We start from the raw sequence: 25,608 nt of genomic DNA on the forward strand, positions 1-25,608 counted from the left end.
CTAGGTTAAAGGATTTGGAGATGATTTAGATGAATGCAGTATTAGTTGCTGTTGTTGTTATGTTGGTTCTCAGTTTAGTTCGAGTTCATGTTGTGTTAGCATTAGCAATCGGTGCCCTAGTTGGAGGCCTTTTTGGAGGTTTAGGATTCGAGCAAACGATTGCTGTATTTAGTGATGGATTAGGGGGAAGTGCGACTGTTGCGCTCAGTTACGCTCTTCTTGGAGCATTTGCTGTTGCCATTGCTCGTACAGGATTACCAGAGGTTATGGTTAACTGGGTTGTTAAACTAGTCGGTCGGAACGAGGATTCAAGGAAAAAAGCTTTATCAAAAGCACTTATTTTCTTCTTACTAGCAATCGTTTCATGCTTCTCGCAAAATGTAGTTCCGATTCATATCGCTTTTATCCCAATATTAATCCCACCCATTCTTAAAATATTAAACGAGTTGGGGGTTGATCGCCGGGCAATTGCAACGATTTTAACATTCGGTTTAACTGCACCATATATTTTCTTACCTTTTGGTTTTGGAGCGATATTCCACGGGATTATTGCTGACAATATGCAGCAAAATGGCCTTGTAGTGGAACTTTCTATGATTCCACGGGCAATGGCATTACCAACGATAGGACTTGTAGTTGGCTTATTGATTGCCGTGCTTGTCACGTTCCGGAAAACTCGTTATTATGACGATCGGAACATAGTCGGTGCTCCTGAGAAAAAGCAATTGTATACGAAATGGTCGATTATTTCAGCTTTCCTTTCCATTCTTGTGACACTCGTTGTTCAGATGAGTTCAGATTCTATGATCATTGCGGCTTTGGCTGGTCTTGTTGTTCTTCTTATAAGTGGGTCATTGAAATGGAAAGATGCGGATGATGTCGTGACAGAAGGAATGAAGATGATGGCCTTTATTTCTTTTGTGATGTTAGCGGCATCGGGATTTGCAGCCGTTATTCGTGAGACAGGTCATGTCGACTTACTTGTAACACAAACTTCAAATATTGTTGGAGAAAGCCAAGCAGCCGCTGCTTTATTAATGTTGGTAATTGGTTTGTTTATCACAATGGGTATTGGTTCTTCGTTTGCAACAATCCCGATTATTGCAACGTTGTTTGTTCCGCTTGGAATGGCGGCTGGATTTTCACCAGTGGCGATTATTGCCTTAATTGGTACAGCGGGAGCTTTGGGAGATGCAGGCGCTCCTGCATCAGATAGTACACTAGGTCCAACGGCTGGTTTGAATGCAGATGGTCAGCATAATCACATTTGGGATACATGTGTACCGACGTTCGTGCATTTCAATATTCCTCTGTTTATTTTTGGTTACTTAGCTGCTTTGTTTTTATAATCAGCAGAAAATTTAAGATTCATGCAAATGTGGTCGAGTATTGTGTATAACGCTAATAATTAAATTAGAAGCGCATTGGTTCCAATGCGCTTTTTGCTGTTAAAATAAAACGATTCTTCTTCTAAAGAACAATGTTAACCGATTGTTCTCTCAAGCGAATCTTTTAAGTACTTACCTTTGTGTTTCATTTTTAATCATCAGGGTAGTAATAAAATAAAAAAGAGGATGTCTTTCGAGGCCACTGAAAAAGTCCCTTTTAGCAGATTCGAGGAAGCAGCAATGGCTCCACACGTTGCGCGCCAGCTATGAGAAGCCCACTCATAGCTGGCTTAAGACAAAGCAACGGTTCCGCTCATTGCTTAAAGACCACTGAAAAAAGGTGAAAACCGAAAACCGTACCTTTTTCAGCGGCCTCTGTCTTTCTGTTTTTTATTTTATTGGAAAATTGAAACTTCTTAAGTTGATAACTCGTCTAATAGCTAGAGATAAAATGAGGTGAAGTTTCAAATGAAAAAATGGATAATAGGTTTTGGATTTATCTTACTTGTACTTATTTGTTGCAATGATAATGGAGTGAATGAAGCGGAAGTTTTATCTGTTTACGATAATTTTTTTTATCATGTGACGGAGTTATTCGCTTACCATACGTTTGAAGATGAAGTTTTTTATAACGAAAAATATCATACAATAGAATCAATTCATACGTTACTTAATCGATTTATGACAGATGAAGGGATAGATCAAATTGTTGACGATCTATATATGAAAGAGAATGAGCGTTTAGTTTATCGGGATGATTTTCAAATATACTTAGGGGATAGTCATACAAGAGAATCATCTTATTATGACATCACACGCCAAACAGTTTTTAATCCAGGATTACGGATGGTAAGGGATGAGTTAAACATAGAAGAAGTAAAGGGGGAGATTGAACTTACAGCGGTTGAGGTCCCTGTTCAATTCTATTCAGAAGAAAGTAATTATGGGATTAGTCAATTTGGGCAGCTTGGATATCCAGCAGTGGATCGTCTTAGTTTAAAGATAACAATGGTAAAAGATAATGATGAATATCGCATTCAGCATGTGGAAGTGCAATCTTAATCAAATGTTTGTTTAATCTAACCTTAGGCAAGTTTAAACCGAGAGATAAATGTGAGAACCGCTTAAATTTATTTTAAGCGGTTCTTACTCGTTAGGCTACTTTTTCTGGTTGGCGACTTCGACCTCTGTTAACCGTACCATAAATTCTCGTTGAAAGAATGGCAGCAAAAATAGTTAAGATGATGTCTTTAACGGCTGGTGCTGCCATCCATGACCAAACCATTTGATAGCTAACAGCTTCAAGATTAGCGAGTAATTGGAAAGCGAAATACATATAATGAGTACCAACAACATAATTAATAATAAGACCAGCAAAACAAGCCAGTAAAAAGGTAACTAAGTTCTTTTCTTTTCTTTTTTCAATGATAAGTCCAGTTACAAAGGCAACTATGATAAAGGAAAGAAGAAAGCCAAAGGTGGGACTGACTAACGTTCTAAGACCACCTGAAAACTGTGCAAAAACAGGGAAACCAACGAGTCCAACTAATAAATAGACTATCATCGCTAAAGAGCCAAAGCGACGTCCTAATAATGCACCAGCAAGAATAGAAAATAGCGTTTGCATCGTAACAGGGACGGATCCGATTACGAGAAAAGATGTAAGGTTGGCACCGATAGCCATTAAAGCCGCAAACATGGCAACGAGTACAAGGTCGACTGTTCGTAATTTTGATTTCAAATTGTTCACCCCTATCAATTTTGTAGTTAACAATAGAGTAATCAGAATACAATTTAATGTCAACATTTTTTTAAAATTGAGTTTACAACGAGGTCCGACAGTGTACATTCGTTTCATATCGGGTCTATAATGAAATATACTTGTAAGGCGTAGTAAAAAGGAGGAATAATCATGGTTGAACGTCCTGCGGGATTTTGGATACGACTTGCAGCAAATATCCTTGATGGTTTACTTATAACTGGAACTCTTTATATTTTAGCTGCACTCTTAGGATTTGATGAAATGGCAAGAGATGGATGGGACGCCATTTTAAATTTACTTTATGGCTTGTTACTACCTGTATTTTGGTATGGCTATACGGTTGGAAAGAGGTTATGTGGAATAAGAATTATCAAGCTGGATGGAACAAATGTAGGAATTGGCACGATGTTATTACGTGTTGTTATAGCGGGATTTGTTTATGTAATAACGTTAGGAATTGGCGTGATTGTCAGTGCTTTCATGATCGTTTTTAGAAAAGATAAGCGCAGTATTCACGACTTACTTGCTAAAACGTATGTAACGTATGAGAAACCGGAAGCTAATAATCCTTACCAAGAAGCTTAAAAAAACGACTGATCCCCTTGCCGAACTTGAAAAAGTTAAGGCAGTAGGGATCAGTCGTTTTTAATGGGTACTTCACCTTTGACAACGAAAACAAACTATCAAAGGAGGAATAGCTTGGCTGGGTGAAGTGAATAATCGTAAGACTTCGATTGGTCTCCAGCTTTACTTTCATTATTTTACAGATTCTTTTAGTTGTTTACCTGCTTTGAAGGCAGGAGTTTTAGTTGCTGCTATATCAATCTCTGCACCAGTTTGTGGATTACGTCCTTTTCTAGCGGCACGTTCACGGACTTCAAAATTACCAAATCCTATTAATTGAACAGTTTCCCCTTTGGACAATGATTCTGCGATTAATTCAAATACTGCATTGACAGCGTTCCCGGCATCTTTTTTCGTTAGTTGCGTACTTTCAGCTACTGCTTGTATAAGTTCCGTTTTGTTCATCCCTGTCATCTCCTCATTTATATTAGCTAACCAAGTTAACCATGCTTTCTGCTACCATCATCTCCAAAATATACTTTTATATACGTGTATTCTACGAAATTATTTTGGCTTCATCTGATTGTTCGTCGATTGATGTTTTTGTTGGAATAAAGTTGCATTGATTTCCCCGCCTATCACAAGGATTAATCCAGTTAGGAAAAACCACAACATCAAAATTATAACCCCACCGAGACTGCCGTATGTAGCCGTATAATTCCCGAAATTGCTTACGTAGCTAGAGAATAAAAGGGATATAATTTGCCAGCCAACAGTGGCTGTTACGGCACCCACAATGACTTGTTTAAATGTTAAAGGGATATTAGGAGCAACCCGATAAAGGATCATTAAAACGAAAGTCATAAGACCAATTCCAATGATCCAGCGCAACCTATTTAACACATTTGCGGTTTCGTGTGGAAGGGAAAAATAGGTTTCTAGTGTTTCGATAATGACATGACCAAAAACAGGTAACAGTAAGGTAACAACAATGACAATAATCATGGCGATTGTCAATAAGATGGAAAGCAATCTTAATTTTATAAAATTACGCGTCTCCTCTGTGTTGTAAGACCGATTTACGGCTCTAATCAAAGCATTTACCCCATTTGAAGCAGACCAAATTGTAGCAAGAACACCAAATGAAACTAAGCCACCTTGAGGTTCAGAAATCACTTGAAGAATGGTTGTTGATAAAGTATCCGCAAGCCCTTCAGGGATATAGTCGTTAATAAAGGAGTAAACCGTATCAAGATCAAATTGGAAGTATGGAATTAGCGCTAAGATAAAAATTAATAACGGGAAAATGGAAAGCATGAAATAATAAGCGAGTGTAGCAGACCAATCTGGAATGGGGTCTGTTTTTAACTTTGTCATAAATATTTTAAAAAATGATGTTTTTTGCATGGTCTACTCTCCTTTCTGTTTAAATCACCTTCATTTTTTACTTAATGAAACTCGTGTATAATAAAATGCAAGGGTGTCTTTATTTATAACCTTTTATCATGAAAAGAAAACATAAGGAGATGTCAGTGATGTACCGCGCTAATGAACCAAAATTTCTGTGGATTCTTTTATTTATTCTAACGATTACATATGCTTATGCTTTTGAAGATCCTTTATTAACTTATACAGCTTATGGGCTTTCTTTTCTCTTTTTTTCTGCAGTGACCCTTAGCTATCAATTAGAAGTAAGAGATCGTGAATTAATTCGTACCGTTAGAGTGTTTGGCTTTGTCTTAAAAAAACAAATCATCCGAGCAGATGAGATTGCAAAGTTGGAGATCATTGAAGTAGGAGTACGAAAAATTGTGCTTCTTTTCTTAAAAAAGAAAATGAGAATAAAACTACATCGTTTTTCACCTGAAGGCTTACCAGAAGAACTATCTACTTTCTCAAAGGAAAACAACATTACCATCATTGAAAAAGGCAATAGTTAGGATAATAAAAATGAAGTCTAACCTCTTTTAATGGTTGGACTTTTTTTATTCCATCATAACAGAAGATGGAGATATATCTGCTTTTACAACGTCTTTCATGCAATGAAGAGCTCTTTGATTGATTTCATTTGTGTGAGAGGCTACACAATCGGAAGGGATAATTAGCTTATAACCTCTCATGTACGCATCATTAGCGGTAAATTGCACACACATATCTCCTGTTACTCCTGCAAGAATCAGGGTATCTACTTGTAAATGAGCTAATAGAAGATCGAGTGGTGTTGCAAAAAAACCCGAGTATTTGGGCTTTAAAATAAAGTAATCATCTTCATCTGGTTTCATCATTTGAGCAAGTGGTTTTCCTTTCACATCTTCTTGTAAACAATGAGATACGAGGTGTCTGAAATCAGACTGCCACCTGCCATAGTTATCATTTACATAAATAACGGGGAATCCATGTTTTTTTACATATAGTTTTAAATGAGCAATATGAGTGGCCGCTTCAAGAGCATGGGGCAATAAATCAATTCCGTTTGAAAATTCTAAATCATTAATCATATCAATAATAAGTAAAGCATAACGTGGTGTCGTAGTCATGGTTTTCAACTGCCTTTCATAAAACGAGAGCTTAGAATAACTAACTCAACTTTCGCAGTTAAATTTAGGCCTCTATACTTGTGATGGCTTTGTTTAAAGCAAATTTAATATGAGTTTGCTTTTCTGTTAGTCTCGTGTTTTGTATAAAAAAAGACACCTCTCTTTGGTATAATAATGGCGACGAAACCAATTACACGAGAGAAAGGTGTCACCCATTATGTTATCTAAAAATGATTCTTTTGTCCATCTATCTAAAGCATATGAAGAGACGTTTTTCTGACTTGAAAATTGGAAATCACTGACGCAATGCTGGTGTTACCAAGAAACTTCGGTTTTCTAGCTTTTCTGTTTTTTAACTCCTGTTTCTTGTATTTGAACACCCCATTGATATCAAGCTGGCTTAAGTAAACAGGCAGCCGATCTTCCGGGTAAAGATGCGATTTAACGCTTTTTAAGTACCAACATTAATTGGCGTAAGTTCTTATCATCCCTTTCTTTTGAGGTAATCCAGCGTTATAAACCTTTAACTACAACCAAAAGGGTATCTTTATTTTTTTATTGATGACTCTGTTTATTTACGTAATCGGAGTAAATGTGGTGTAGAGCTTTTTTCGCGTGTTCATGATCATGTAACTCATAAATTTGTAAAAGGGTTTTCGCTTTTAACCCTTATTGGTCGGATGGATATTCCTTGTACCCGTTGATTTTACGTTAATTAGCTCATCGAAGAAAGACTCTACCTTGTTATAGATTCATTGAGTTTTTCTATGTGCGAAAGTAGAATAACTAATAAATGTGGTTTTAATAGCCTTCAGTTAACCCGGTTAGCATTATAAGTTAAGCAGAGTGGTCTTGAGAAAAGCTCGTGTTAATGGCTAGGTACACGGTTATTTTAAAAAATACTTAAACGAATGAACGATTTGACTATTCCTTAATGACATGAATCAAAAAAATGTTGGAATAATAAGAAGAAAGGAGATTCGTATCATTTGTTCGGTATGTTATGATAGACAAAAAGATTAGATAACATACGCTTTTTTAGGTGGAAGGAGATTAGTGATGAAACAAATAGCAATTGAAGTGTTGCAAATTATTGAGAGTAACGGCCGAGTAACCGTACCGACACTCGCTAAAATGGTTGATGCAACGGAGGAAGAGGTCAAACAGATAGTAAAGCAGCTTGAGGACAATAAAGTTATTCTAAGTTATTCGGCTGTTATTGACTGGAGTAAGATGAATGAACAAGAAGGCGTGACAGCGATGATCGACGTGAAAGTCACTCCGCAAAGAGGAGTAGGGTTTGACGAGGTAGCTGAGCGCATTCACCGCTTTCCTGAAGTGAAAGCTCTTTACTTAATGTCTGGAGCTTATGACCTGCAAGTTGTTATTGAAGGAAAGACAATGTCGGAAATTGCGCGTTTTGTTTCTGAAAAGCTCTCAACCATCGATACGGTCATTTCAACGACCACACACTTTCAATTAAAAAAATATAAGCATGATGGTGTCGTGTTTGATCAAGGAGAAGAAGATCATCGAATTGTGGTGACTCCATAATGGCTGAAGTGAAATTGAATCCACGTCTATCTAAGCGTGTACAAACCATCAAACCATCTGGCATCAGACGGTTCTTTGATTTGGCATCTAAAATGGAAAATATCATCTCTTTAGGTGTGGGAGAACCTGATTTTGTCACACCTTGGAATGTTAGAGAAGCAAGTATATCCTCGTTAGAGAGAGGATTTACCGCTTATACGGCAAACGCAGGTTTATTAGAGTTAAGGAAAGAAATTACAAGTTATATGAGCAAAAGATTTTCAGTTCACTATGATCCGGAAACAGAAGTGCTTGTTACAGTTGGGGCAAGTGAAGCGATCGATATTGGTATGAGAGCTATTCTAAATGAAGGCGATGAAGTCATTATTGTGGAACCGAGCTTTGTATCGTATGTCCCACTTGTTCAAATGGCGGGTGGTGTTGCTGTTTCGATTGGGACGAATAAGGAAGATCAATTTAAAGTATCAGCGAAACAAATCGAAGCCGCTATTACTTCGAGAACAAAAGCCATCATGCTTTGCTTTCCCAACAATCCAACCGGAGCAACGATGACTGGAGAAGAAATGCAACAAATTGCTGATTTGGCTGAACGCTATGATTTGCTCGTTTTCTCTGATGAGATTTATGCGGAACTAAGCTATGATGAGGACCATGTCAGTTTTGCTTCGCTTCCTAATATGAAAGAAAGAACGATTTTAATCTCTGGATTCTCAAAATCATTTGCGATGACGGGCTGGCGTTTAGGCTTTGTTTTAGCTTCACCAGACTTACTAGCTGCCATGTTAAAACTTCATCAATATAGTTTAATGTGTGCACCTTCAATGGCCCAATACGGAGCGCTTGAAGCTTTAAGGAGTGGAATGGACGACATTGAACGTATGAAGCAATCCTATAAACAACGAAGAAACTATATGGTTAAATCATTTGGAGAAATTGGGTTACCATGTCATACACCTGGTGGAGCGTTTTATGCGTTTCCATCGATCGAAGAAACAGGACTTTCATCAGAGGAGTTTGCCGAAAAACTTTTACTCGAAGAGCGGGTAGCCGTTGTTCCCGGTCATGTGTTTGGAGAAGGTGGAGAAGGACATATACGCTGTTCTTACGCGACTTCAATGGAAAATTTAGAACAATCGGTCGAGCGAATTGGACGATTTTTAAAGAAGATAAGATAAATGAAATATCGGTATTTATCCCTGTTGCGCCATTTTTCATTATATTTGCAAGATTCGTACTCTCTCAGCGAAAAACGAATTTTATCGTTTAATGGCTTTTTATGGTAAGTGTTCGGGAAGTTAAGCTTGAAAAGACGTAAGCCTCCGCCGGAATTCAAAACCTTGCTGATTGGGGTTAGCTGGTTCTTGAATTCTCTTAAGCCTAACTGAGGCTCCGGTGAAGGCCTAGCTTTCAAAAAAAATTGGCAAGAGCTTTTGCTCTTGCCTTTATTCGTAGGGGGAATACGATTGTAATAACCATTATGGTCAAAAATTTAATATATATACATAATCATCAGAAAATAGCTAAATTTGTTTTTAAAAGAGAAAAAAGGTAAGATTTTCACAGATTATTTTATATGTTGAAAGGTGTGAGCGCAATCAGTTTAGATCGAATTCGTCAAGAAAATCCGTTGGTTCATTGCATGACCAATGTCGTTGTCACCAATTTTACTGCAAATGGCTTGCTTGCCTTAGGGGCTTCTCCTGTCATGGCTTATGCAAAAGAGGAAGTAGCAGATTTAGCAAGTATAGCCGGTGCACTGCTTCTTAATATCGGAACGCTTTCTTCAGAACAAATAGACAATATGATTATAGCTGGACTAGCTGCTAATAAAGCTGGTGTTCCTGTTGTATTAGATCCTGTTGGCGCTGGCGCCACTCAGTTTCGAACGGATATGAGTAAGCGGTTATTGGAACAAGTAGAGATTAGTGTGCTGCGAGGCAATGCAGGTGAGATTGCTTCATTAATCGGTGTTCAGGCTTCTGTCAAAGGCGTTGACGGATCAATAGAAGGCGATAATACGGATGTTGCTAAACAGGCAGCGAGACAGTTTAAATGCGTATGTGTAGTAACAGGTGAGGTAGACATTATCACGGATGGGACCGTGGTACACAGCCTTCATAACGGTCATCCATGGTTAACGAAAGTGGTCGGTACTGGTTGCTTATTGGGAGCTGTGATTGGTGCTTTTGTGGCTATTGACCGCCATGATATTATCGGAGCTTCAGCAGAGGCCGTCGCTTACTTTGGGATTGCAGGTGAGCAGGCGTTTCAACAAACAAATGAGGAAGGAATCGGATCCTTCCAGCAAGCATTTTTAAATCAACTATACACATTAACTGATCAACAAGTTGAACAGCTACGCCAGACTCAGGCGTAAGGAACAGAAAGAGGGAATATCATGAGCGAGACATTTTCGTTTGACGTTTTACCTAATTTTTTAAAAGAAGCATTAACAGAGCAAGGAATTAGTGAACCAACGGATATCCAAGCAAAAATGATTCCAGAGGCTTTAGAAGGTCAAAGTTTAATTGCGAGATCACAAACAGGAACAGGAAAAACCCTTGCTTTCTTATTACCAGCTTTAGCTAAAATCGAAAAAGATAAAAAAGGGCTACAAGTCGTTGTTTTGGCTCCAACTCAAGAACTGGCAATGCAAGTCGTAGAAGTGGCAAAAAGCTTAACGAAACATGATCCCGTTGAAATTGGCTCTTATATTGGTGGCGCCAATATTAAACGTCAACTTGAAAAATTAAAAAAGCAAAAGCCACAGCTTGCGATTGGAACACCTGGAAGACTCCTGGAATTGATTGAGTTGAAAAAACTTAAACTTCACGAAGTCAAAATTGTAACAGTCGATGAAGCTGATCGTATGATGGCTGAGCATTCTTCTTGGGAAGCAACGATGCAAATTGCCAAACGCGCAGGCCGTGATACTCAATTTTTATTTGTATCTGCTACCATTCCAAAGGATTTTGCTAAAAAGGTGGCGGATGCAGCTCCATTTGTCGTTGAACTAGAAGCTAAGGGTGGCTTAGTGAACACTGAAAAAGTCGACCATCTTTATATTCGGGTTGATGAAAGAGACAAAATCGATGTGGCAAGGCGCTTAATCCACGCTGAAAACATTGAAAAAGGAATCGTCTTTGTTAACCAGTTAGACAAAGTCAGTGAAACAGCAGAAAAATTTTCTTATAAAGGGATTAAAACATTAGCATTATCATCTGAACAATCAAAGCATGAGCGTGAACATGCATTAAAATCGTTTCATAAAGGTGAGACCCACGTTCTGGTTGCAACTGATGTGGCGGCACGTGGTCTTGATGTAGATGATGTGACACATATTATCCAATTAGACCCACCAGCCAGTCCAGATAGCTATTTACATCGAGCTGGTCGCACAGGAAGAATGGGCAAAAGTGGTTCAGTCATTACCCTTATTGATCGAAATAGTGAATACAAGCTTGATAAATACCGTAGAGATCTGAAAATTGAGTTAGAAGAACGGTTTTTAGCTCGTGGAAAGTTAAATAGTAAATAATGTTAAAAGCCGCTAGGATCTCAACTGATTCTTAGCGGTTTTTTTAAGACTTAAAGCGCGCTTTCTTAATTGATACTAGCCTAGTTTCAAGTCATATCAAAGAGAAATTGAATGCTCATTTAATTTATGAGTTTAGATTTTATTGGTTTTATAATGCAGGAATTGAGGTATAAATACAAGAAAGGTGATAGACCCTTTTGCGTAAATCAAATAAATGTGGTAAAATTAAAAGGTTAAAAATTATTTAGGAGATGTATGTATATGTCAAATTATGAAGTAGGCAGTATCGTAGAAGGAAAAGTTACTGGTATCAAGCCTTTTGGTGCATTTGTAGCACTTGACGAAAAAAAACAAGGATTAGTTCATATTTCAGAAGTAGCACACGGGTTCGTTAAGGATATCAATGATGTTCTTAAAGTTGGAGACGAAGTGAAAGTGAAAATTATGAATGTAGAAGAGGAGTCAGGTAAAATCTCACTTTCTATCCGTGCAACACAAGAAGCTCCGGAGCGCCCAGCACGTCCGGCTAGCAAGCCACGTCCTGTTGGCGGCGGCGGTGGTGGCGGACGTAAGCCACAACCACAAAAGCAACAACAACAACAAGGATTCAACACGTTAGAGGATAAGCTTAAAGAATGGTTAAAGCAATCTAACGAAATCCAAGCAGACCTAAACAAACGCGCTAAGAAGTAATGAAAAAAGCACCCGTAACTGGGTGCTCTTTTTGTCGAAAAATAAGTTGGGAATTCAAGTGAATACAGAGGTTCCAATGAAGGTTGAAAGCCAAAGCCTAGAATTGTAAGTAGCTTCGTTTATGTGGAATAAAGTTCATTACACCATATTTGTGAGAGTAGCATGGCCATTAGCAATAAAAAGCCTTGAGATACTGTAAAGAAACTGAATAAAGACCGGGTTTCTCTTAGAGGTCATGAGGTGTTAAAGAAGCCGATCGCAGACCACATTCCCTTTTATTACAGGTATTAAGGTCAGCTAGAAACGAAAGGATGGTCTAACTCACTCTGGAGTTAGACCATCAGCCATCATGTTAACGTTGTGTTTCAGGAACACGTTCAAGCTCTTCATCGGGCTTAAATAGGATGGAAATACAATATAGACCTGCTAAACCAACTAGGGCATAGATAACACGTGAGAAAGCTGCTGCTTGACCACCGAAAATGGCTGCAACAAGGTCAAAACGGAAGAAGCCGATAAGTCCCCAGTTAATTGCACCAATAATCGCTAGAACTAATGCTGTACGTTGAATACCGCTCACATTATTCACCTCCAGTTTAGGTTTAGTCATTTTAAAAATGACAGAGACATTTCACGAAAAACCCTCTTAAGAAATTCGTGCTTCTGTCAATACACAACTTTTTTTGTTGCGTCTCACTCTTTATCATGGGTTTAAATGTTTAAAGTATACATAAGACTCAAGTGGAAATCGTTTACAATTGCAGGTGGAATGGTAATAATAAAGAGGAAGAAATAAGGAGGAATTGCGATGGAACCATTTGCTTTTCAAAATCCAACTAAATTAGTCTTTGGTAAAGGACAAAATGAGGCACTTGTAAATGAGGTAAGAAATTACGGCAGCAACGTCCTTCTTGTTTATGGTGGTGGTAGTATTAAGAAAAATGGCCTATATGATTTCGTTGTAAATCAATTATCTAAGGCCAGTGTTAACGTGACAGAACTATCTGGAGTCGAACCGAATCCACGTTTAACAACTGTACATAAAGGAATTGCCCTTTGTCATCAACATAATATAGATCTTGTTTTAGCTGTTGGGGGAGGAAGTGTAATTGATGCTTCAAAAGCGATTGTCATCGGAGCAAAATATGATGGGGATATTTGGGATGTTATTACGAAAAAAGTTGAACCCACTGAAGCTCTTCCGTTGGGAACGATTTTAACGTTAGCAGCAACCGGTTCTGAAATGAATTCTGGCTCTGTCATCACTAATTGGGAAATGAATGAAAAGTTAGGATGGAGCCATCCATTGGCTTTCCCTAAATTCTCGATTCTTGATCCGAAAAATACGCTATCCGTTCCAAAAGATCAAACAGTATATGGCATGGTCGATATGATGAGTCACGTCATTGAAGCTTACTTCCATAAAGCTGATCATACACCGTTGCAAGATCGTATAATGGAATCAATCTTACTAACGGTTATCGAAACGGCTCCGAAGCTGCTTGAAGACTTAGAAAATGAAGAGCTACGGGAGACGATTCTTTACTGTGGAACGATGGCACTAAACGGTATCACACAAATGGGCTTACGCGGTGATTGGGCTACGCACAATATTGAACATGCGGTTTCAGCTTTGTACGACATTCCCCATGCAGGTGGGTTAGCTATTTTATTCCCTCACTGGCTTCGTCATACTATACATGAGCGCATGAGCCGTCATATGCAACTAGCAACAAGAGTTCTTGGAATAGATCCTTTTGGTAAATCAGAGGAAGAGGTTGCTCGTGAAGGAATTAAAAAGCTTTCTGCATTTTGGACTTCACTTGGTGCACCTAATCGTTTAGCTGATTATGATATTGATAGCAGCCAATTGAAACGAATGGCTGGACTTGCTTCTAATCGAGGTGAGTTTGGCAACTTTAAAGCGTTATCGAAAGAAGATGTAATAGAAATATTAACTGCTGCTCTTTAAAGTTGGAGAGAGGACCAAACAGTTGGTTATTCATTATGTTTTTAAAATGTGAAGGGGTACACCACTAAACTTCACTTATAAATTAGATGCAAGCTTGATTCTTTCTCTTTCATTCGATAAAGTGAAGAAGAAAAATCATAATTTAGTATGGAGGATGAAATCATGGAAAAAATTCGCTTTGACTACACAAAAGCCTTAACATTTTTCAATCAACATGAAATAGATTATATGCAAGGAGCAGTTACTGCTGCACATGAAGCATTACATAATGGAACCGGGGCAGGAAGCGATTTCTTAGGGTGGATCGATCTTCCGAAAAACTATGACCGCGAAGAATTTGCAAGAATTCAAGCGGCGGCTAAAAAAATTCAAAGTGATTCAGATGTGTTGCTCGTCATCGGGATTGGAGGATCTTACTTAGGGGCGCGTGCAGCCATTGAAGCCTTAAATCACACGTTTTACAATAATCTTTCTAAAGAGGCACGTAAAACGCCTCAAGTGTTCTTTGTAGGTCAAAACATTAGCTCAACTTATTTAAAAGATCTATTAAGTTTAATCGAGGGAAAAGATGTGTCTGTTAATGTGATTTCTAAATCAGGAACGACAACAGAACCAGCGATTGCATTCCGTGTTTTCCGTGATTATTTAGAGAAAAAATACGGACAAGAAGAAGCAAGAAAACGTATCTACGCAACAACGGATCGCGCAAAAGGAGCGTTGAAAACATTAGCAACGGAAGAAGGGTACGAGACCTTTGTAGTTCCAGATGATGTGGGTGGACGGTTCTCAGTTTTAACAGCGGTTGGTCTACTGCCAATTGCCGTGAGTGGTCTTGATATTGAAGAAATGATGAAAGGGGCAGAAGCAGCTAGTGAAGATTTTGCTAATCCTAATCTTGCAGAGAACGAATCTTACCAATATGCTGTTGTTCGTAATGCCCTTTACAATAAAGGCAAAACAATTGAGCTAATGGTGAATTACGAACCATCGCTTCATTTCGTATCTGAGTGGTGGAAACAATTATTTGGCGAAAGTGAAGGAAAAGATGGCAAGGGGATTTTCCCGGCATCTGTTGATTTCTCAACAGATCTTCACTCAATGGGACAATACGTACAAGATGGTCGTCGTAATTTACTGGAGACGATTATCCATGTAGAAAAGGTCCGTGAACACGTAACGATTGAAGAAGCAGCAAGTGACTTGGATGGTCTGAACTACCTTGCGGGTGAAACAATGGATTTCGTTAACAAGAAAGCATTCCAAGGAACGATGCTTGCTCATACCGATGGTGGCGTACCAAACTTAATTGTGAATGTACCTGAAATAAATGAATATTATTTTGGTTATTTAGTCTACTTCTTTGAAAAAGCCGTTGGGATTAGCGGATACCTACTTGGCGTCAATCCATTTGACCAAGAAGGAGTAGAAGCATATAAAAAGAATATGTTCGCTCTACTTGGTAAGCCAGGTTTTGAAAAAGAAAAAGCAGAGTTAGAAGCTCGCTTAAAATAATCACGTTAAAGACTGTTGAAAAAGTTTTCAACAGTCTTTTTTCTTTGATATACAAAGCCTTTACCTATACATAAAAAAATACAAGGGAGACAAACTAGTAGCAATAATGATGAGAAGACAGTGAAAGGATGAGGGCGATGATTATTCTTCAATCAGCAGTTGAAGGTAAACCATTTAAATTAAAGGAATTAGAAGATAAACTTAAGCCTCTTGGATATTCGATCGGGGGAGGCTGGGAGTACGATCATGGTTGCTTTGATTATAAAATTGATGAGGAAAACGGATATACATTCCTACGTCTTCCTTTCCGAGCAGTGGATGGGGAGCTAGACCAAAGAGGAGTTACCGTTCAAATTGGCACTCCTTTTATTATTAATCATAAATATCAAGAGGGATTAGATGGTAATCCTGATGTTTTTAACGGACTAGTGGGGATGAATTTAAATAGCTCATTTAATCAGTTCCAAGAACCTGTTGACAAAGACGGTGAAATTGACCCTAAATACATGCCAACAGCGCAAAGCCTGATCCAAGAACTTGAGCTTACTTTGCTTGACTAACAATGACAATTAATTGATCATCAACTTCTAGTTTAAGGGAAGCGGGTGGATGAATGAAAATTTGCTCGCCCCTTTTTATACCTAAAGGCAAATCACCATTTTTGTAAGCGTTGGGCCAAACATGAACGAATGATTCTCCTAGCAAAGAAGAGTCTAAAGGTTTGATGGAAATTAAGCTCATCCTCTCAAATTCAAACAATTCTCTGATAACTCCACTTGTTTTAGGATGAAGGAGGGTAGAAGTCAAAAGATCTCCAGTTAGCAAGGTAGAAATAATACATGTGTCAGCTCCTGCTCGTTTAGCGTTTTCAACTTGATTTCTTGTCAACAGTTCAACAATCGTATAGACTGAAGGATTTTGTCCTTTTATCGCAAGAGTGGTTAGGACCGAGCGAGCATCTGCAGAAAATTCGTTTGCCTGATTATTAGCTGTAATCAGAACGACTGAAGCGAGACCAATATTTGCTTGCTTTAAGACGGCATCTTCACTACTGTTTCCCTTCACAAAATGGATTTTCCTATAATCATTAGGAAGTTCAGCTAATGTATCATCAATTAAAACAATTTTAAGATGAGGGTTTTCGCTTTGGATCGTTGTAATCGTATGACGACTTCGCTCATTCCAACCAATGATAATAACATGACCTTCTCCCACGAAAGAAATCCCGCCTTCTTTTGTAGATTGATTTATCTGAACAGCCGCACCAGCGAACGAAGTCACAAGTAAAGTCATAAACCCAACCCCAACAAAAATAAGGAGGATGGCAAGTACTCTTGTAATAGTTGACTCTGGTACAAAATCACCGTAACCAACGGTCGATACAGTGATAAAAGCCCACCAAATTCCATCAAACCATGTCGGGAATTTATTCGGTTCAAGAATATGAACGAGTGCTCCAACACTAACCCCAGACCCAACAACAGCAAAAGCTAGTTTAACGACAAGTGGAATATGAGCTAAAAACGTTCGTATCAGTATCCACTGAGACATCATAACACCTCAATTTTGTGCAAGTGAATACAAACAGTATAGCCAAATTCTTGCTCCAACAATCGTTTCTTTGATATGATGTAGATGATTAAATGGAAGTTTTAGGGGAATGGTGTATGTCTACAATTATTTTTGCCTTTGCTATTTTTTGTGGATGGATTGTATTTGATGTAGTAAAACAAAAGAAAATTACGTTGGAGATCGTTTTAAGCTCGGCCGTCGTAGCTGTTATTGCTGGCGCGTTTTGGTGGTTATTAGAATGGATTTTTTGAATTGATGAATAATAGTCTTGTCACGACAGCTCGAAAGACATATAATAGATATAGATTAATTTACGGGGCATTAGCTCAGCTGGGAGAGCGCTTGGCTGGCAGCCAAGAGGTCAGCGGTTCGATCCCGCTATGCTCCATTCATGTAAAAAACGTAGCCATAAGTGGTTGCGTTTTTTTTTTGCCTTCAGAATAGCAATTCTGTGTTTTGTGACATAATTATAGGAGTTGGTTTCAGTGCCTGAAATTCGACCAATGAAGGACTTAAGGAATACTACTGAGATTTCCGAGCTCTGTCATAAAAGTGGAGAGCCGATTTATATAACGAAAAATGGTTTGGCGATTTAGTCGTAATGAGTATGGAGGCTTATGAAAAAAAATTCGCCAAATTAGATATGTATGAAAAGCTTGTTAAGGCAGAAAACAATTGGAAAATGGTGAAGATTTATTAGATGCAGATGAAGTGTTTAAAGGATTAAATAAGAAATATGGAAGGAAATAACTATTCATTAAAAATTACAGCTGCTGCTAGAGATGATTTAGAAGCAATTTATCAGTATATATCTGATGACCTTTATAACGAACCGTTACCGAAAAGCTTATGGATAAAATAGAAACGAGCTTTATGAATTTGAAGGAATTCCTTTTTTATACAATTATGTAGAGGATAGACTCCTTAAAAGTAAAGGGTATCGTAAACTCATTGTTGATAATTACATTGGGTTTTATATTGTAGATGAATTAAAGCAAAAAGTTTTTATCATGCGGGTGCAATCTGGAAGGAAAAAGGATCAAGATTTAATATAAACTTTTAACTTTTGGGCAGTGCGAGCAACTCTGTCGGGAGAGCGCTTGGCTGGCAGCCAAGAGGTCAGCGGTTGCTCCATCTACATAAAGAAACGTAACCTTTTATGTTTCATCCCTAAATATAGTGACCATCTTTTTAAGGTAACATAAGTATCCAATTATACTACAAAAGGGTGCGTGAAAATGAATATTAAGGGCTTCTGTAGCGATTAGAAAAATGTGCAAAGATACAGGAGAGCCTGTCTAACTTACTAGTAATTGGCTGAAACGATTGGTATCGTTGCTGAAGAAAATGATATGATCTATCGAATCAATGGATTTAGAGGATCTTAATTTGTATATTCTAAAACAGTGAATTGATGATTTGTAAATAATCGATTTTTTAATAGAAATGTGACCTAGATGGGTGATTGGTCTAAATTTTTGCAAGAGATAGGTGCAGTGATTATTTTAGACAGGTTAATGATTTATAAAGATGTATAGTTAGTGGCAAGCTTCAGTAATCTGATAAAATGTAAATTTGTCTTTCGGTTATTTCTAGTAACCTTTTTTTGAATTTATGTATGCGTTACCATACGCAACAGCACTTGGAGAAATTAGTTTAAAAATATTGATTATAATCCTTGCTAACGGCTAATACTAACCCTACTGTTTTATTACAGACCTTGAAATTGTGAAAATTTACCCGTATAGTTAAGGACGGCTATAAAGGAGGTACATATGCTTAAATTCAGTAATGTAAGTAAAGTTTATGCAAACGGATTTGAAGCAGTGAAATCCGTTGATTTTGAGGTGAGTAGGGGAGAATTCATTGTACTCATCGGACCTAGTGGCTCTGGAAAAACAACGACGATGAAAATGATTAATCGTTTGATTCCTCATACAAGTGGCACGATATCCATTAACGGCAAGGACATTACTAAGTTGAATGTTGTCGAACTTCGCCGCAAAATTGGCTATGTCATTCAACAGGCTGGACTGTTTCCACACTATACGATTGAGAAGAACATCGCTATTGTTCCCCAACTCAAAGGGTGGAGCAAACAACGGATTAACGAACGAGTTCATGAGCTTTTGCTATTGGTAGGACTCGATCCAGAAACTTATGCCAAACGCTTTCCTAAGGAATTATCCGGTGGACAACAACAACGTGTTGGGGTTGCTAGGGCCCTTGCTGCTGATCCCGAAATTATTTTAATGGACGAGCCCTTCGGCGCTTTAGATCCTATTACAAGAGAGCAACTCCAGGGAGAATTGGTTTCATTACAAAAAAAGCTTAAGAAAACGATCATTTTTGTTACACACGATATGGATGAAGCTTTAAAATTAGGCGATCGAATTGCTATTTTGCAAGACGGGAACTTACTTCAGTTTGATACCCCTGAGAAATTATTACACGAACCTGCACACGGATTTGTTGAAACGTTCATTGGTAAGGATCGCATGTTTCAAAATCCAGAGTTGCTACCGGTTACCGATGTTATCGCAGATAATGTTTTCACGGCTCTACCTGATCGTTCACCAGAAAGAGCTCTTGCGCTTATGCGTAAACGCCGAATTAAAAGGTTGATTGTTGTAGATGAGCATGATGTCGTCAGAGGGATAGTATCCGCTTATGATCTAGTCGCTAAGATGAAACAAATCAAAACAATAGAGGAAACGATGTTACCCCTTGATACATATTTGTACGACACAGCGACAGCTAAAGATGCTATCTACGCCATGTCAGAGTCTCCCTATGGTATTATTCCCATTCTCAATACAGATCACAAATTGATAGGAATAGTGACACGAGGGACGTTACTTACAGCATTGTCTAGTCAATGGACAGAGACGGAGGTTACACCGTGAAACAATTATCCATCTGGGAACAACTACAATATCAATTCGAGATTCGTTTCGATGATTTGATCACTGCTACGCTTACGCATATGGAACTCGTTTCAATGTCTATGCTACTCGCGATTTGCGTTGCTATCCCCTTAGGTATTTTGATTACACGTGTTCGGTCATTAGCCAACCTTGTTATTGGTGGAGCAGGCATGATGCAAACCATCCCCAGTCTTGCCATGCTAGGCTTTATGATTCCGCTTTTCGGCATTGGGGTGAAGGCGGCCATTGCCGCGCTATTCTTATATTCGTTACTACCTATCGTTCGTAATACATATACAGGCATCAAAGATGTAGACAAATCAATCGTAGAGGCAGCAAAAGGAATGGGGATGACCAATTGGCAAATCTTGATAAAGGTAGAACTGCCTTTGTCTGTCTCTGTCATTATGGCAGGGATACGAACTGCCGCTATTATTAACATTGGTACAGCCACACTTGCAGCATTCATAGGTGCTGGTGGGCTGGGTGACTTTATCTTTTTAGGGATCACTCGCGGTATTGATGCACTTATATTATTAGGGGCTATTCCAGCTGCTATATTAGCCATTATTCTTGAATTCGTACTCGCTAGGGTCGAACGTTTGTCCACACCAAAAGGGTTAAGGTAAGGTATGAAGCTGTTTTATCGATTGTTCGCACAACTTTAGAAAACTATAGGAGGTACTATCTAAAAAATGAAAAACTATAAATTAATTATGATGCTTATTTCTGTTCTATTGGTAATTACTGCATGCGGAAATAACGAGGATACTAACGAGGACTCAATCACAGTAGGTTCTAGAAATAATACAGAAAGTATAATTCTAGCTAACATCATGGGACAATTAATTGAGGCCAAAACTGATATTAACGTCATTCAAAAGGATAATTTAGGAGGTTCCAACGTACTTTGGAACGGGATGCTCGAGAATGAAATTCAACTGATCCCTGATTATACCGGAACGATCGTCGCAAACTATTATCAAGAAGAGACTGGAACGGCTGAAGAAACGTTAGCCCTCACAAAAGAACTAATTGCTAATGATGGCCTAGTTGCGTTTAACGCATTTGGGTTTAACAACACCTACACGCTGTCTTTGGATGAAACATACGCTGAAGAAAATAACATTGAAACGTTCAGTGATTTCGCAGAGGTTTCAGAGCAATTTACACTAGGCGCTGTATTTGAGTTTATTGATCGTCCTGACGGGTTGCCCGGATTTAAGGAAGCTTATGATCTTGAGTTTGGTGATGTCAAAGGGATGGATCACGGCATGATGTATCGTTCGTATAGTGAAGGGGAAATAGATGTCATTAACTCCTATACTACAGATGGTCAGCTTCAAGTGTATGATGTACGGGTATTAGAGGATGATAAAAGCTTCTTCCCTCCTTATCACGCTATTCCTGTCATTAGACAAGACGCGCTAGAACAATTTCCAGAATTAGAAGAAGTTCTTGCTCTGTTAGAAAATGAAATTGATGAAACGACTATGCAAATTATGAATGGAAAAGTGGATAACGATGGCATCCGGGTAGATGCGGTTGCCGAAGAATTTCTACAGGAATCAGGATTAATTAATTAATCTGAGCTGCTGAGAGTTATTGAATATTATAATTCATTAACAACTTACATCTAAACAAAATGTGAATTGATATATTTCAGTTCATTGATTTACCATCGAAGGGTACTTCTGTGTTTATGAAGATGTAAGGATGTAGAAGTGAAACTTAATGGTGGGAGAGCGGCAAGATGTCAGCGGTTCGATCCCGCTATGCTCGATCTATGTAAAAAACGACAACGTTTCTCTAATTAATTAGGGGAGGGTGTCGTTTTTTTCTATGTTACGGTTAGAATTTGTAAATTAACCAGGTTATGTAAGATGCGTCTTGCATGGCGGTCATATGTCTTAGATGTAGCAATCTCAATAGGAGTAATTTCGGCGTAGTAGACGACGTGAAAACCTTATTATATACAGAAGCAGCTATAAAATTTGCATCCCTGTAATTACTCGACCTGAATTAAATATTGTCATTTGCTGTGAGTTAATCTTAATAATAATACTGCAACTAACAATGGTGAGAGAGGCTGTTGGAAGTGTGGAGGTCAGCGGTTTGATCCGGTATGCTTCATCCATATATAATATGAGTGTAACTTTGGATATAAAAGTTTTCTTCTTTAAATCTACACTTCCTTCCTTTTCTGCTTTGTATTATTCCTTATTTTTCTCATCTCTTGATTATAATCACCTTTTTGATAGGAGTTCTTTCTTCCGTAGCGAAGCAATTCATAAATAACCCTCCCATTACTTGGTTGTCCATCTTGGTACGTCATAGGAATTAAGTCGAAAACGGCAAAATACAGAGAAAAGTAAACAAATTGATAAGTAAAGATGGAAGGCTTAATAACCCCCTTTAACGTTAACCAATTCAAGAAAATCCCACTCGTAATATTGAAAATGACAGGACCTGAGTAAACAAGTATATTGGAGAGCCGCGTATCATTTTGTAAATCTTTATAGTAACACCATCCATACCAGAAATAATAGCGGCGAAATTCGAGAATTTTCCATCTGAAAATAGGTTTTCCACAACCTATGGTTAACTTCAGTTCTTTTGCTCCAAATAAATAAGCAAAAAACAAATATCCGGTTTCATGAATAAAGGAGACGAGGGGAAACACGACAAAAAGAGCTAGAAATATTAGTTTAACATCTTCTAACCCAAACATAAAAACTTCCTCCTATACAATAAGAAATGCCCAACTAACTACTATAAGAGCTTGTTCAAAAAAGGGAAGACCACCCTTTTTGAACAAGCTCTATAATTAATTACCCGTATACGCATTAAATAAACTATTGATTTGTAGCCTTGTCCTGCATGTATGTCAAAGCTATGATAGGAATTTGTCTAAAGTTAATTCTACTCCACATTGCAAGCTTTACGGCGTGACGGATAACCTATACGTTTTTGGACAGGTTCATGGCGATAGATTTACTATGTTATACTGAGTCAACAGTTTATGACAAAAGCATTAATAAAGGGGGTGACGTTCTTGACAAGAAAATTAGATATTCCGACTGTAGATATACACGAAGCTTTAAAAGAAGATGCAATATTTGTAGATGTTCGTTCACCTAAAGAGTTTGAAGAATTTCACATTCCATCAGCTATTAATATACCCTTGTTTAATAATGAAGAACGAATTGAAGTAGGGACCATTTATCACCAAAAGGGCTCAGAGCAAGCTAAAGATCTTGGCGTTAAAATATTATCAGAGAAACTACCTGATTTGCATGCAACTTTTAAAGAGCTACATCAAAACAATGCAAATACGGAACTGGTTATGTACTGCTGGCGCGGTGGCATGAGAAGTTATAGTCTGGCATCTGTTATGGTGATGCTAGGTTTACCAGTAGTTCAATTAAATGGTGGAATACGCTCATTTAGAAAATTCATTGTTCGCTCCTTCAAAGCTGATACACACGCTACAAAAAATTACATCGTCCTTGAAGGATTAACCGGGACAAGAAAGACGGATATTTTATCGGAACTACAAAATGAAGGCTATCCTGTAATCGATATTGAAGGATTAGCAAACCATCGCGGATCTGTATTTGGCGGAATTGGCCTGATTCCTGTTAGCCAAAAAGAATTTGAATCCCGTTTGTGGTCAAGACTTGAACAATTAAAAGATTCAGCATACGTGATTATTGAAGCTGAAAGTAAACGTATAGGAAATGTGATGTTACCTGAATTTATGTTGAAAGGGAAAGAACGTGGTTATGGTATTCATTTAGAAGCCGCTATCGATTTCCGAGTCAAAACGATTTGTGAAACCTATTCGTTTGAAGAATTTCATGATGAGTTTCGTGAGGCCCTATTCATCATAAAAAAACGACTACCAACAGAGGTATTCTCAAGTATTATTACATCTTTTGACCAAAAAAATTACTCAGACTTTGTATCATGCTTACTTACAGAATACTACGACCCAAGATATGAGCATTCCTTCGATGAATCTAAAAATAACATTAATATCTATATGTCTACTTTATCTCAAGGGTACGACGCCGTAAAACAAAGCATATTAAAAATACAAGAAAAGAATATGGAAACGTCCATATATGTGTAGGGTGTTGGTTTAGGGAGTAATTATCTGTCTATCAAATTTTATTGACCGTAAACGTTATCTCTTTTGGGCTTTTTCTGTGGTATAGGGATTCTGTTACAAATGAAAAACAAACGGACACGCAATTTAATATTGGATAAAAAAATTATGAATTATTGATGTGATAATATGATGACGGGGTGGGCCTCATTGATATTAGGGAAGGATCGATTTAGAAATCATCTGACAGTTAAGAGTCTTGCTGGAGTGATGATAAAGGCGGAAAGTCAAATGGAACGGTGAAAAGTACATTAGATTGTGAGGGTATATGATTTAAGATCTTTAAGAAAGGAAAGTGTTTGCTATAAAGAGATTTCTGAAAAAATGTATTCTCTATTTGAGAATACATTTTTTTTGTCTGATCTAAACTATATAACCATTGCGTTCAGTCGTTGTAAAAAGATTTCTTCTAACTAGTTCTTCTCTTAGAAGTAATTTAAATTCAGAACATATTTCTTCTATTATGGACACTTCATTATAGAGCTCTACTAAATCCTCATTGTTTAATAATAAAAAAGGCGAGTTGGGGTTATAGTCCACAGTAAATAGCCTCCTACAGCAATTTTACTTAGGCCGGTTGCACCACCTGCTCCAATCTACCTTAGGCGCCCAAATTGTAGGTAGTTGTCATAGCTTCCATAAGTATGGTAATTATATCATAAAACTATTATGACTGTACATAATTAAAGAACTGTTATAACTAATATGATAATCATTAACATAGAGGCTTTTTTACAAATCTACAAGACTTCTGAATCACGCATTCTGAAGTCTTTTTTATATGAACATATAAATCTAGTATAGAACCTCCCATTCTTGGTCAAAATGACTAGTACAAAGATGAGTTGGAGGGAATGGCGATGAACAAACAAACAAAAGGCGAAACAACGACTTATGCAGTTAGTGTGATTCTATGTATCTTTTTTTTAGCAGGTGTCCTCGCCTATAACGTAATAAAATTTTAATCAATTTTTTTGATCAAAATTTGTAACTGGAGAAGTGGATGTCTTTCGTAATTCTTATATTTAAAAATCCTAGAAATAAAATTAATCTAGTAAGTGAAGGGTGAGTAGCGCTCAGGAAACACAGGTTCTGCCTGAGATACTTAGTTCAGTTTTGAAAAACAAGCTATAGAAAGTCATAAACAGTCTACGAGTGCCAAGCAGCAGGTAGATGAAGGTCAAATTAAATGAACTGCGATGCTTTGTTAAGATGAATGAAATTGACAAGTTTACGAAAAGACATGACGATGGCGATTACACAATTAAGAGAGTCCACTGAGCAAATCAATTTATTAGCTTTAATCTGCGATTGAAGAAGCTCGTGCAGGTCAACATGGTAAAAGGTTTACGGTTGTTGCTCAGGAAGTAAAAAAGTTATCTAAACAAGTGCCTCAGTTATTCAAATACATAAGTTAG

The 25,608-nt window shown here is 37.8% G+C and carries 26 protein-coding genes, 1 tRNA gene and 1 riboswitch; of the genes, 19 read left to right on the plus strand and 8 right to left on the minus strand.

From position 1 onward, the window contains the following. Positions 1-29: 29 nt before the first annotated feature. Together LDX58_RS14175 and LDX58_RS14180 are read left to right on the plus strand one after the other, a co-directional pair. Positions 30-1,349, plus strand: coding sequence for a Na+/H+ antiporter family protein (locus tag LDX58_RS14175; RefSeq protein WP_227937489.1), 1,320 nt, complete (start codon positions 30-32; stop codon positions 1,347-1,349). 507 nt (positions 1,350-1,856) lie between these two features. After that, positions 1,857-2,450, plus strand: a complete 594-nt coding sequence (locus tag LDX58_RS14180) for a hypothetical protein (protein ID WP_227937490.1) — start codon at positions 1,857-1,859, stop codon at positions 2,448-2,450. Between the two features lie 91 nt (positions 2,451-2,541). Here LDX58_RS14180 and LDX58_RS14185 read toward each other — a convergent pair whose 3' ends face one another. Next, positions 2,542-3,138, minus strand: a complete 597-nt coding sequence (locus tag LDX58_RS14185; protein WP_308017516.1) for a biotin transporter BioY — start codon at positions 3,136-3,138, stop codon at positions 2,542-2,544. A 159-nt stretch (positions 3,139-3,297) separates the two neighbouring features. Here LDX58_RS14185 and LDX58_RS14190 point away from each other — a divergent pair, with 159 nt between their 5' ends. Next, the gene (locus LDX58_RS14190) at positions 3,298-3,735 is read left to right on the plus strand and encodes an RDD family protein (RefSeq protein ID WP_227937538.1); all 438 of its coding nucleotides are present in this window, start codon (positions 3,298-3,300) and stop codon (positions 3,733-3,735) included. A 171-nt stretch (positions 3,736-3,906) separates the two neighbouring features. On the opposite strand, the gene hbs is transcribed toward LDX58_RS14190, so the two are convergent. Continuing rightward, positions 3,907-4,179 (minus strand): non-specific DNA-binding protein Hbs, encoded by a 273-nt coding sequence (gene hbs / locus LDX58_RS14195; protein ID WP_227937491.1) that lies wholly within the window; start codon positions 4,177-4,179, stop codon positions 3,907-3,909. 99 nt (positions 4,180-4,278) lie between these two features. Further along, positions 4,279-5,121: a YihY/virulence factor BrkB family protein gene (locus LDX58_RS14200; protein WP_227937492.1), complete on the minus strand. Its 843-nt coding sequence runs from the start codon at positions 5,119-5,121 to the stop codon at positions 4,279-4,281. A 128-nt stretch (positions 5,122-5,249) separates the two neighbouring features. Here LDX58_RS14200 and LDX58_RS14205 point away from each other — a divergent pair, with 128 nt between their 5' ends. Continuing rightward, positions 5,250-5,654, plus strand: coding sequence for a hypothetical protein (locus LDX58_RS14205; protein ID WP_227937493.1), 405 nt, complete (start codon positions 5,250-5,252; stop codon positions 5,652-5,654). Between the two features lie 45 nt (positions 5,655-5,699). Here LDX58_RS14205 and LDX58_RS14210 read toward each other — a convergent pair whose 3' ends face one another. After that, entirely contained in the window at positions 5,700-6,251 is a 552-nt protein-coding gene (locus LDX58_RS14210; protein ID WP_227937494.1) for a cysteine hydrolase family protein, read from the minus strand. 1,059 nt (positions 6,252-7,310) lie between these two features. On the opposite strand from LDX58_RS14210, the gene LDX58_RS14215 reads away from it, so the two are divergent. The 5 genes from LDX58_RS14215 (at position 7,311) to yugI (ending at position 12,036) form a co-directional block, all read left to right on the plus strand. Next, positions 7,311-7,805 carry an Lrp/AsnC family transcriptional regulator gene (locus LDX58_RS14215; protein ID WP_227937495.1) on the plus strand — a complete coding sequence of 165 codons (495 nt, stop codon included), beginning with the start codon at positions 7,311-7,313 and terminating at the stop codon, positions 7,803-7,805. Next, positions 7,805-8,980 carry an aminotransferase gene (locus LDX58_RS14220; protein ID WP_227937496.1) on the plus strand — a complete coding sequence of 392 codons (1,176 nt, stop codon included), beginning with the start codon at positions 7,805-7,807 and terminating at the stop codon, positions 8,978-8,980. The genes LDX58_RS14215 and LDX58_RS14220 overlap by 1 nt, the downstream gene beginning before the upstream one ends. Before the next feature lie 419 nt (positions 8,981-9,399). Then, positions 9,400-10,182: a hydroxyethylthiazole kinase gene (gene thiM, locus LDX58_RS14225; protein WP_227937539.1), complete on the plus strand. Its 783-nt coding sequence runs from the start codon at positions 9,400-9,402 to the stop codon at positions 10,180-10,182. A gap of 21 nt (positions 10,183-10,203) precedes the next feature. Next, entirely contained in the window at positions 10,204-11,343 is a 1,140-nt protein-coding gene (locus LDX58_RS14230; RefSeq protein ID WP_227937497.1) for a DEAD/DEAH box helicase, read from the plus strand. A gap of 261 nt (positions 11,344-11,604) precedes the next feature. Further along, positions 11,605-12,036, plus strand: coding sequence for a S1 domain-containing post-transcriptional regulator GSP13 (yugI, locus tag LDX58_RS14235; RefSeq protein ID WP_227937498.1), 432 nt, complete (start codon positions 11,605-11,607; stop codon positions 12,034-12,036). A gap of 352 nt (positions 12,037-12,388) precedes the next feature. Here yugI and LDX58_RS14240 read toward each other — a convergent pair whose 3' ends face one another. Next, on the minus strand, positions 12,389-12,616 hold the full coding sequence (locus tag LDX58_RS14240; RefSeq protein ID WP_034626543.1) for a DUF378 domain-containing protein: 228 nt from the start codon (positions 12,614-12,616) through the stop codon (positions 12,389-12,391). A 228-nt stretch (positions 12,617-12,844) separates the two neighbouring features. On the opposite strand from LDX58_RS14240, the gene LDX58_RS14245 reads away from it, so the two are divergent. The 3 genes from LDX58_RS14245 to LDX58_RS14255 all read left to right on the plus strand — a co-directional run bounded on the left by LDX58_RS14245 (position 12,845) and on the right by LDX58_RS14255 (position 16,080). Further along, on the plus strand, positions 12,845-14,008 hold the full coding sequence (locus LDX58_RS14245; RefSeq protein WP_227937499.1) for an iron-containing alcohol dehydrogenase: 1,164 nt from the start codon (positions 12,845-12,847) through the stop codon (positions 14,006-14,008). A gap of 162 nt (positions 14,009-14,170) precedes the next feature. Continuing rightward, positions 14,171-15,520: a glucose-6-phosphate isomerase gene (locus tag LDX58_RS14250; RefSeq protein ID WP_265416685.1), complete on the plus strand. Its 1,350-nt coding sequence runs from the start codon at positions 14,171-14,173 to the stop codon at positions 15,518-15,520. 137 nt (positions 15,521-15,657) lie between these two features. Then, positions 15,658-16,080, plus strand: coding sequence for a YugN-like family protein (locus LDX58_RS14255; protein WP_227937500.1), 423 nt, complete (start codon positions 15,658-15,660; stop codon positions 16,078-16,080). Here the strand turns inward: LDX58_RS14255 and LDX58_RS14260 are convergent. After that, on the minus strand, positions 16,064-17,071 hold the full coding sequence (locus LDX58_RS14260; RefSeq protein ID WP_227937501.1) for a potassium channel family protein: 1,008 nt from the start codon (positions 17,069-17,071) through the stop codon (positions 16,064-16,066). The genes LDX58_RS14255 and LDX58_RS14260 overlap by 17 nt on opposite strands. 116 nt (positions 17,072-17,187) lie before the next feature. Here LDX58_RS14260 and LDX58_RS14265 point away from each other — a divergent pair, with 116 nt between their 5' ends. The 5 genes from LDX58_RS14265 (at position 17,188) to LDX58_RS14285 (ending at position 21,605) form a co-directional block, all read left to right on the plus strand. Continuing rightward, the gene (locus LDX58_RS14265; RefSeq protein WP_227937502.1) at positions 17,188-17,343 is read left to right on the plus strand and encodes a hypothetical protein; all 156 of its coding nucleotides are present in this window, start codon (positions 17,188-17,190) and stop codon (positions 17,341-17,343) included. A gap of 64 nt (positions 17,344-17,407) precedes the next feature. Next, a tRNA-Ala gene (locus LDX58_RS14270) sits at positions 17,408-17,480 on the plus strand. Positions 17,481-18,867: 1,387 nt separating this feature from the next. Then, positions 18,868-19,998 (plus strand): betaine/proline/choline family ABC transporter ATP-binding protein, encoded by a 1,131-nt coding sequence (locus LDX58_RS14275; protein ID WP_227937503.1) that lies wholly within the window; start codon positions 18,868-18,870, stop codon positions 19,996-19,998. Continuing rightward, positions 19,995-20,648, plus strand: a complete 654-nt coding sequence (locus LDX58_RS14280; RefSeq protein ID WP_227937504.1) for an ABC transporter permease — start codon at positions 19,995-19,997, stop codon at positions 20,646-20,648. The genes LDX58_RS14275 and LDX58_RS14280 overlap by 4 nt, the downstream gene beginning before the upstream one ends. A gap of 66 nt (positions 20,649-20,714) precedes the next feature. Beyond that, complete coding sequence (locus tag LDX58_RS14285) at positions 20,715-21,605, plus strand: glycine betaine ABC transporter substrate-binding protein (protein WP_227937505.1); 891 nt, start codon at positions 20,715-20,717, stop codon at positions 21,603-21,605. A gap of 599 nt (positions 21,606-22,204) precedes the next feature. Here the strand turns inward: LDX58_RS14285 and LDX58_RS14290 are convergent. Next, entirely contained in the window at positions 22,205-22,750 is a 546-nt protein-coding gene (locus tag LDX58_RS14290; RefSeq protein ID WP_227937506.1) for a hypothetical protein, read from the minus strand. Positions 22,751-23,074: 324 nt separating this feature from the next. Here LDX58_RS14290 and mnmH point away from each other — a divergent pair, with 324 nt between their 5' ends. Beyond that, complete coding sequence (gene mnmH, locus LDX58_RS14295) at positions 23,075-24,154, plus strand: tRNA 2-selenouridine(34) synthase MnmH (protein ID WP_227937507.1); 1,080 nt, start codon at positions 23,075-23,077, stop codon at positions 24,152-24,154. 399 nt (positions 24,155-24,553) lie between these two features. Here mnmH and LDX58_RS14300 read toward each other — a convergent pair whose 3' ends face one another. Beyond that, positions 24,554-24,730, minus strand: coding sequence for a hypothetical protein (locus tag LDX58_RS14300; RefSeq protein ID WP_227937508.1), 177 nt, complete (start codon positions 24,728-24,730; stop codon positions 24,554-24,556). A 23-nt stretch (positions 24,731-24,753) separates the two neighbouring features. Continuing rightward, positions 24,754-24,837: riboswitch (cyclic di-GMP riboswitch) on the minus strand. Positions 24,838-25,500: 663 nt separating this feature from the next. On the opposite strand from LDX58_RS14300, the gene LDX58_RS26460 reads away from it, so the two are divergent. Continuing rightward, positions 25,501-25,608 (plus strand): hypothetical protein, encoded by a 108-nt coding sequence (locus LDX58_RS26460; RefSeq protein ID WP_227937541.1) that lies wholly within the window; start codon positions 25,501-25,503, stop codon positions 25,606-25,608.

Source organism: Alkalihalobacillus deserti, from assembly GCF_020734105.1.
In the GTDB taxonomy this organism is placed as follows: Bacteria; Bacillota; Bacilli; order Bacillales; family Bacillaceae_D; genus Halalkalibacter; species Halalkalibacter deserti.

Excerpts from the sequence above, each read along its gene's own strand:
- LDX58_RS14215 (WP_227937495.1), top strand. The coding sequence starts at position 7,311 with ATGAAACAAATAGCAATTGAAGTGTTGCAAATTATTGAGAGTAACGGC.
- LDX58_RS14245 (WP_227937499.1), top strand. The coding sequence starts at position 12,845 with ATGGAACCATTTGCTTTTCAAAATCCAACTAAATTAGTCTTTGGTAAA.
- LDX58_RS14200 (WP_227937492.1), bottom strand. The coding sequence starts at position 5,121 with ATGCAAAAAACATCATTTTTTAAAATATTTATGACAAAGTTAAAAACA.
- LDX58_RS14265 (WP_227937502.1), top strand. The coding sequence starts at position 17,188 with ATGTCTACAATTATTTTTGCCTTTGCTATTTTTTGTGGATGGATTGTA.
- LDX58_RS14255 (WP_227937500.1), top strand. The coding sequence starts at position 15,658 with ATGATTATTCTTCAATCAGCAGTTGAAGGTAAACCATTTAAATTAAAG.
- LDX58_RS14180 (WP_227937490.1), top strand. The coding sequence starts at position 1,857 with ATGAAAAAATGGATAATAGGTTTTGGATTTATCTTACTTGTACTTATT.
- LDX58_RS14285 (WP_227937505.1), top strand. The coding sequence starts at position 20,715 with ATGAAAAACTATAAATTAATTATGATGCTTATTTCTGTTCTATTGGTA.
- LDX58_RS14260 (WP_227937501.1), bottom strand. The coding sequence starts at position 17,071 with ATGTCTCAGTGGATACTGATACGAACGTTTTTAGCTCATATTCCACTT.
- LDX58_RS14175 (WP_227937489.1), top strand. The coding sequence starts at position 30 with ATGAATGCAGTATTAGTTGCTGTTGTTGTTATGTTGGTTCTCAGTTTA.
- LDX58_RS14220 (WP_227937496.1), top strand. The coding sequence starts at position 7,805 with ATGGCTGAAGTGAAATTGAATCCACGTCTATCTAAGCGTGTACAAACC.
- yugI (WP_227937498.1), top strand. The coding sequence starts at position 11,605 with ATGTCAAATTATGAAGTAGGCAGTATCGTAGAAGGAAAAGTTACTGGT.
- LDX58_RS14275 (WP_227937503.1), top strand. The coding sequence starts at position 18,868 with ATGCTTAAATTCAGTAATGTAAGTAAAGTTTATGCAAACGGATTTGAA.
- LDX58_RS14230 (WP_227937497.1), top strand. The coding sequence starts at position 10,204 with ATGAGCGAGACATTTTCGTTTGACGTTTTACCTAATTTTTTAAAAGAA.
- LDX58_RS14205 (WP_227937493.1), top strand. The coding sequence starts at position 5,250 with ATGTACCGCGCTAATGAACCAAAATTTCTGTGGATTCTTTTATTTATT.
- LDX58_RS14290 (WP_227937506.1), bottom strand. The coding sequence starts at position 22,750 with ATGTTTGGGTTAGAAGATGTTAAACTAATATTTCTAGCTCTTTTTGTC.
- LDX58_RS14210 (WP_227937494.1), bottom strand. The coding sequence starts at position 6,251 with ATGACTACGACACCACGTTATGCTTTACTTATTATTGATATGATTAAT.
- hbs (WP_227937491.1), bottom strand. The coding sequence starts at position 4,179 with ATGAACAAAACGGAACTTATACAAGCAGTAGCTGAAAGTACGCAACTA.
- LDX58_RS14250 (WP_265416685.1), top strand. The coding sequence starts at position 14,171 with ATGGAAAAAATTCGCTTTGACTACACAAAAGCCTTAACATTTTTCAAT.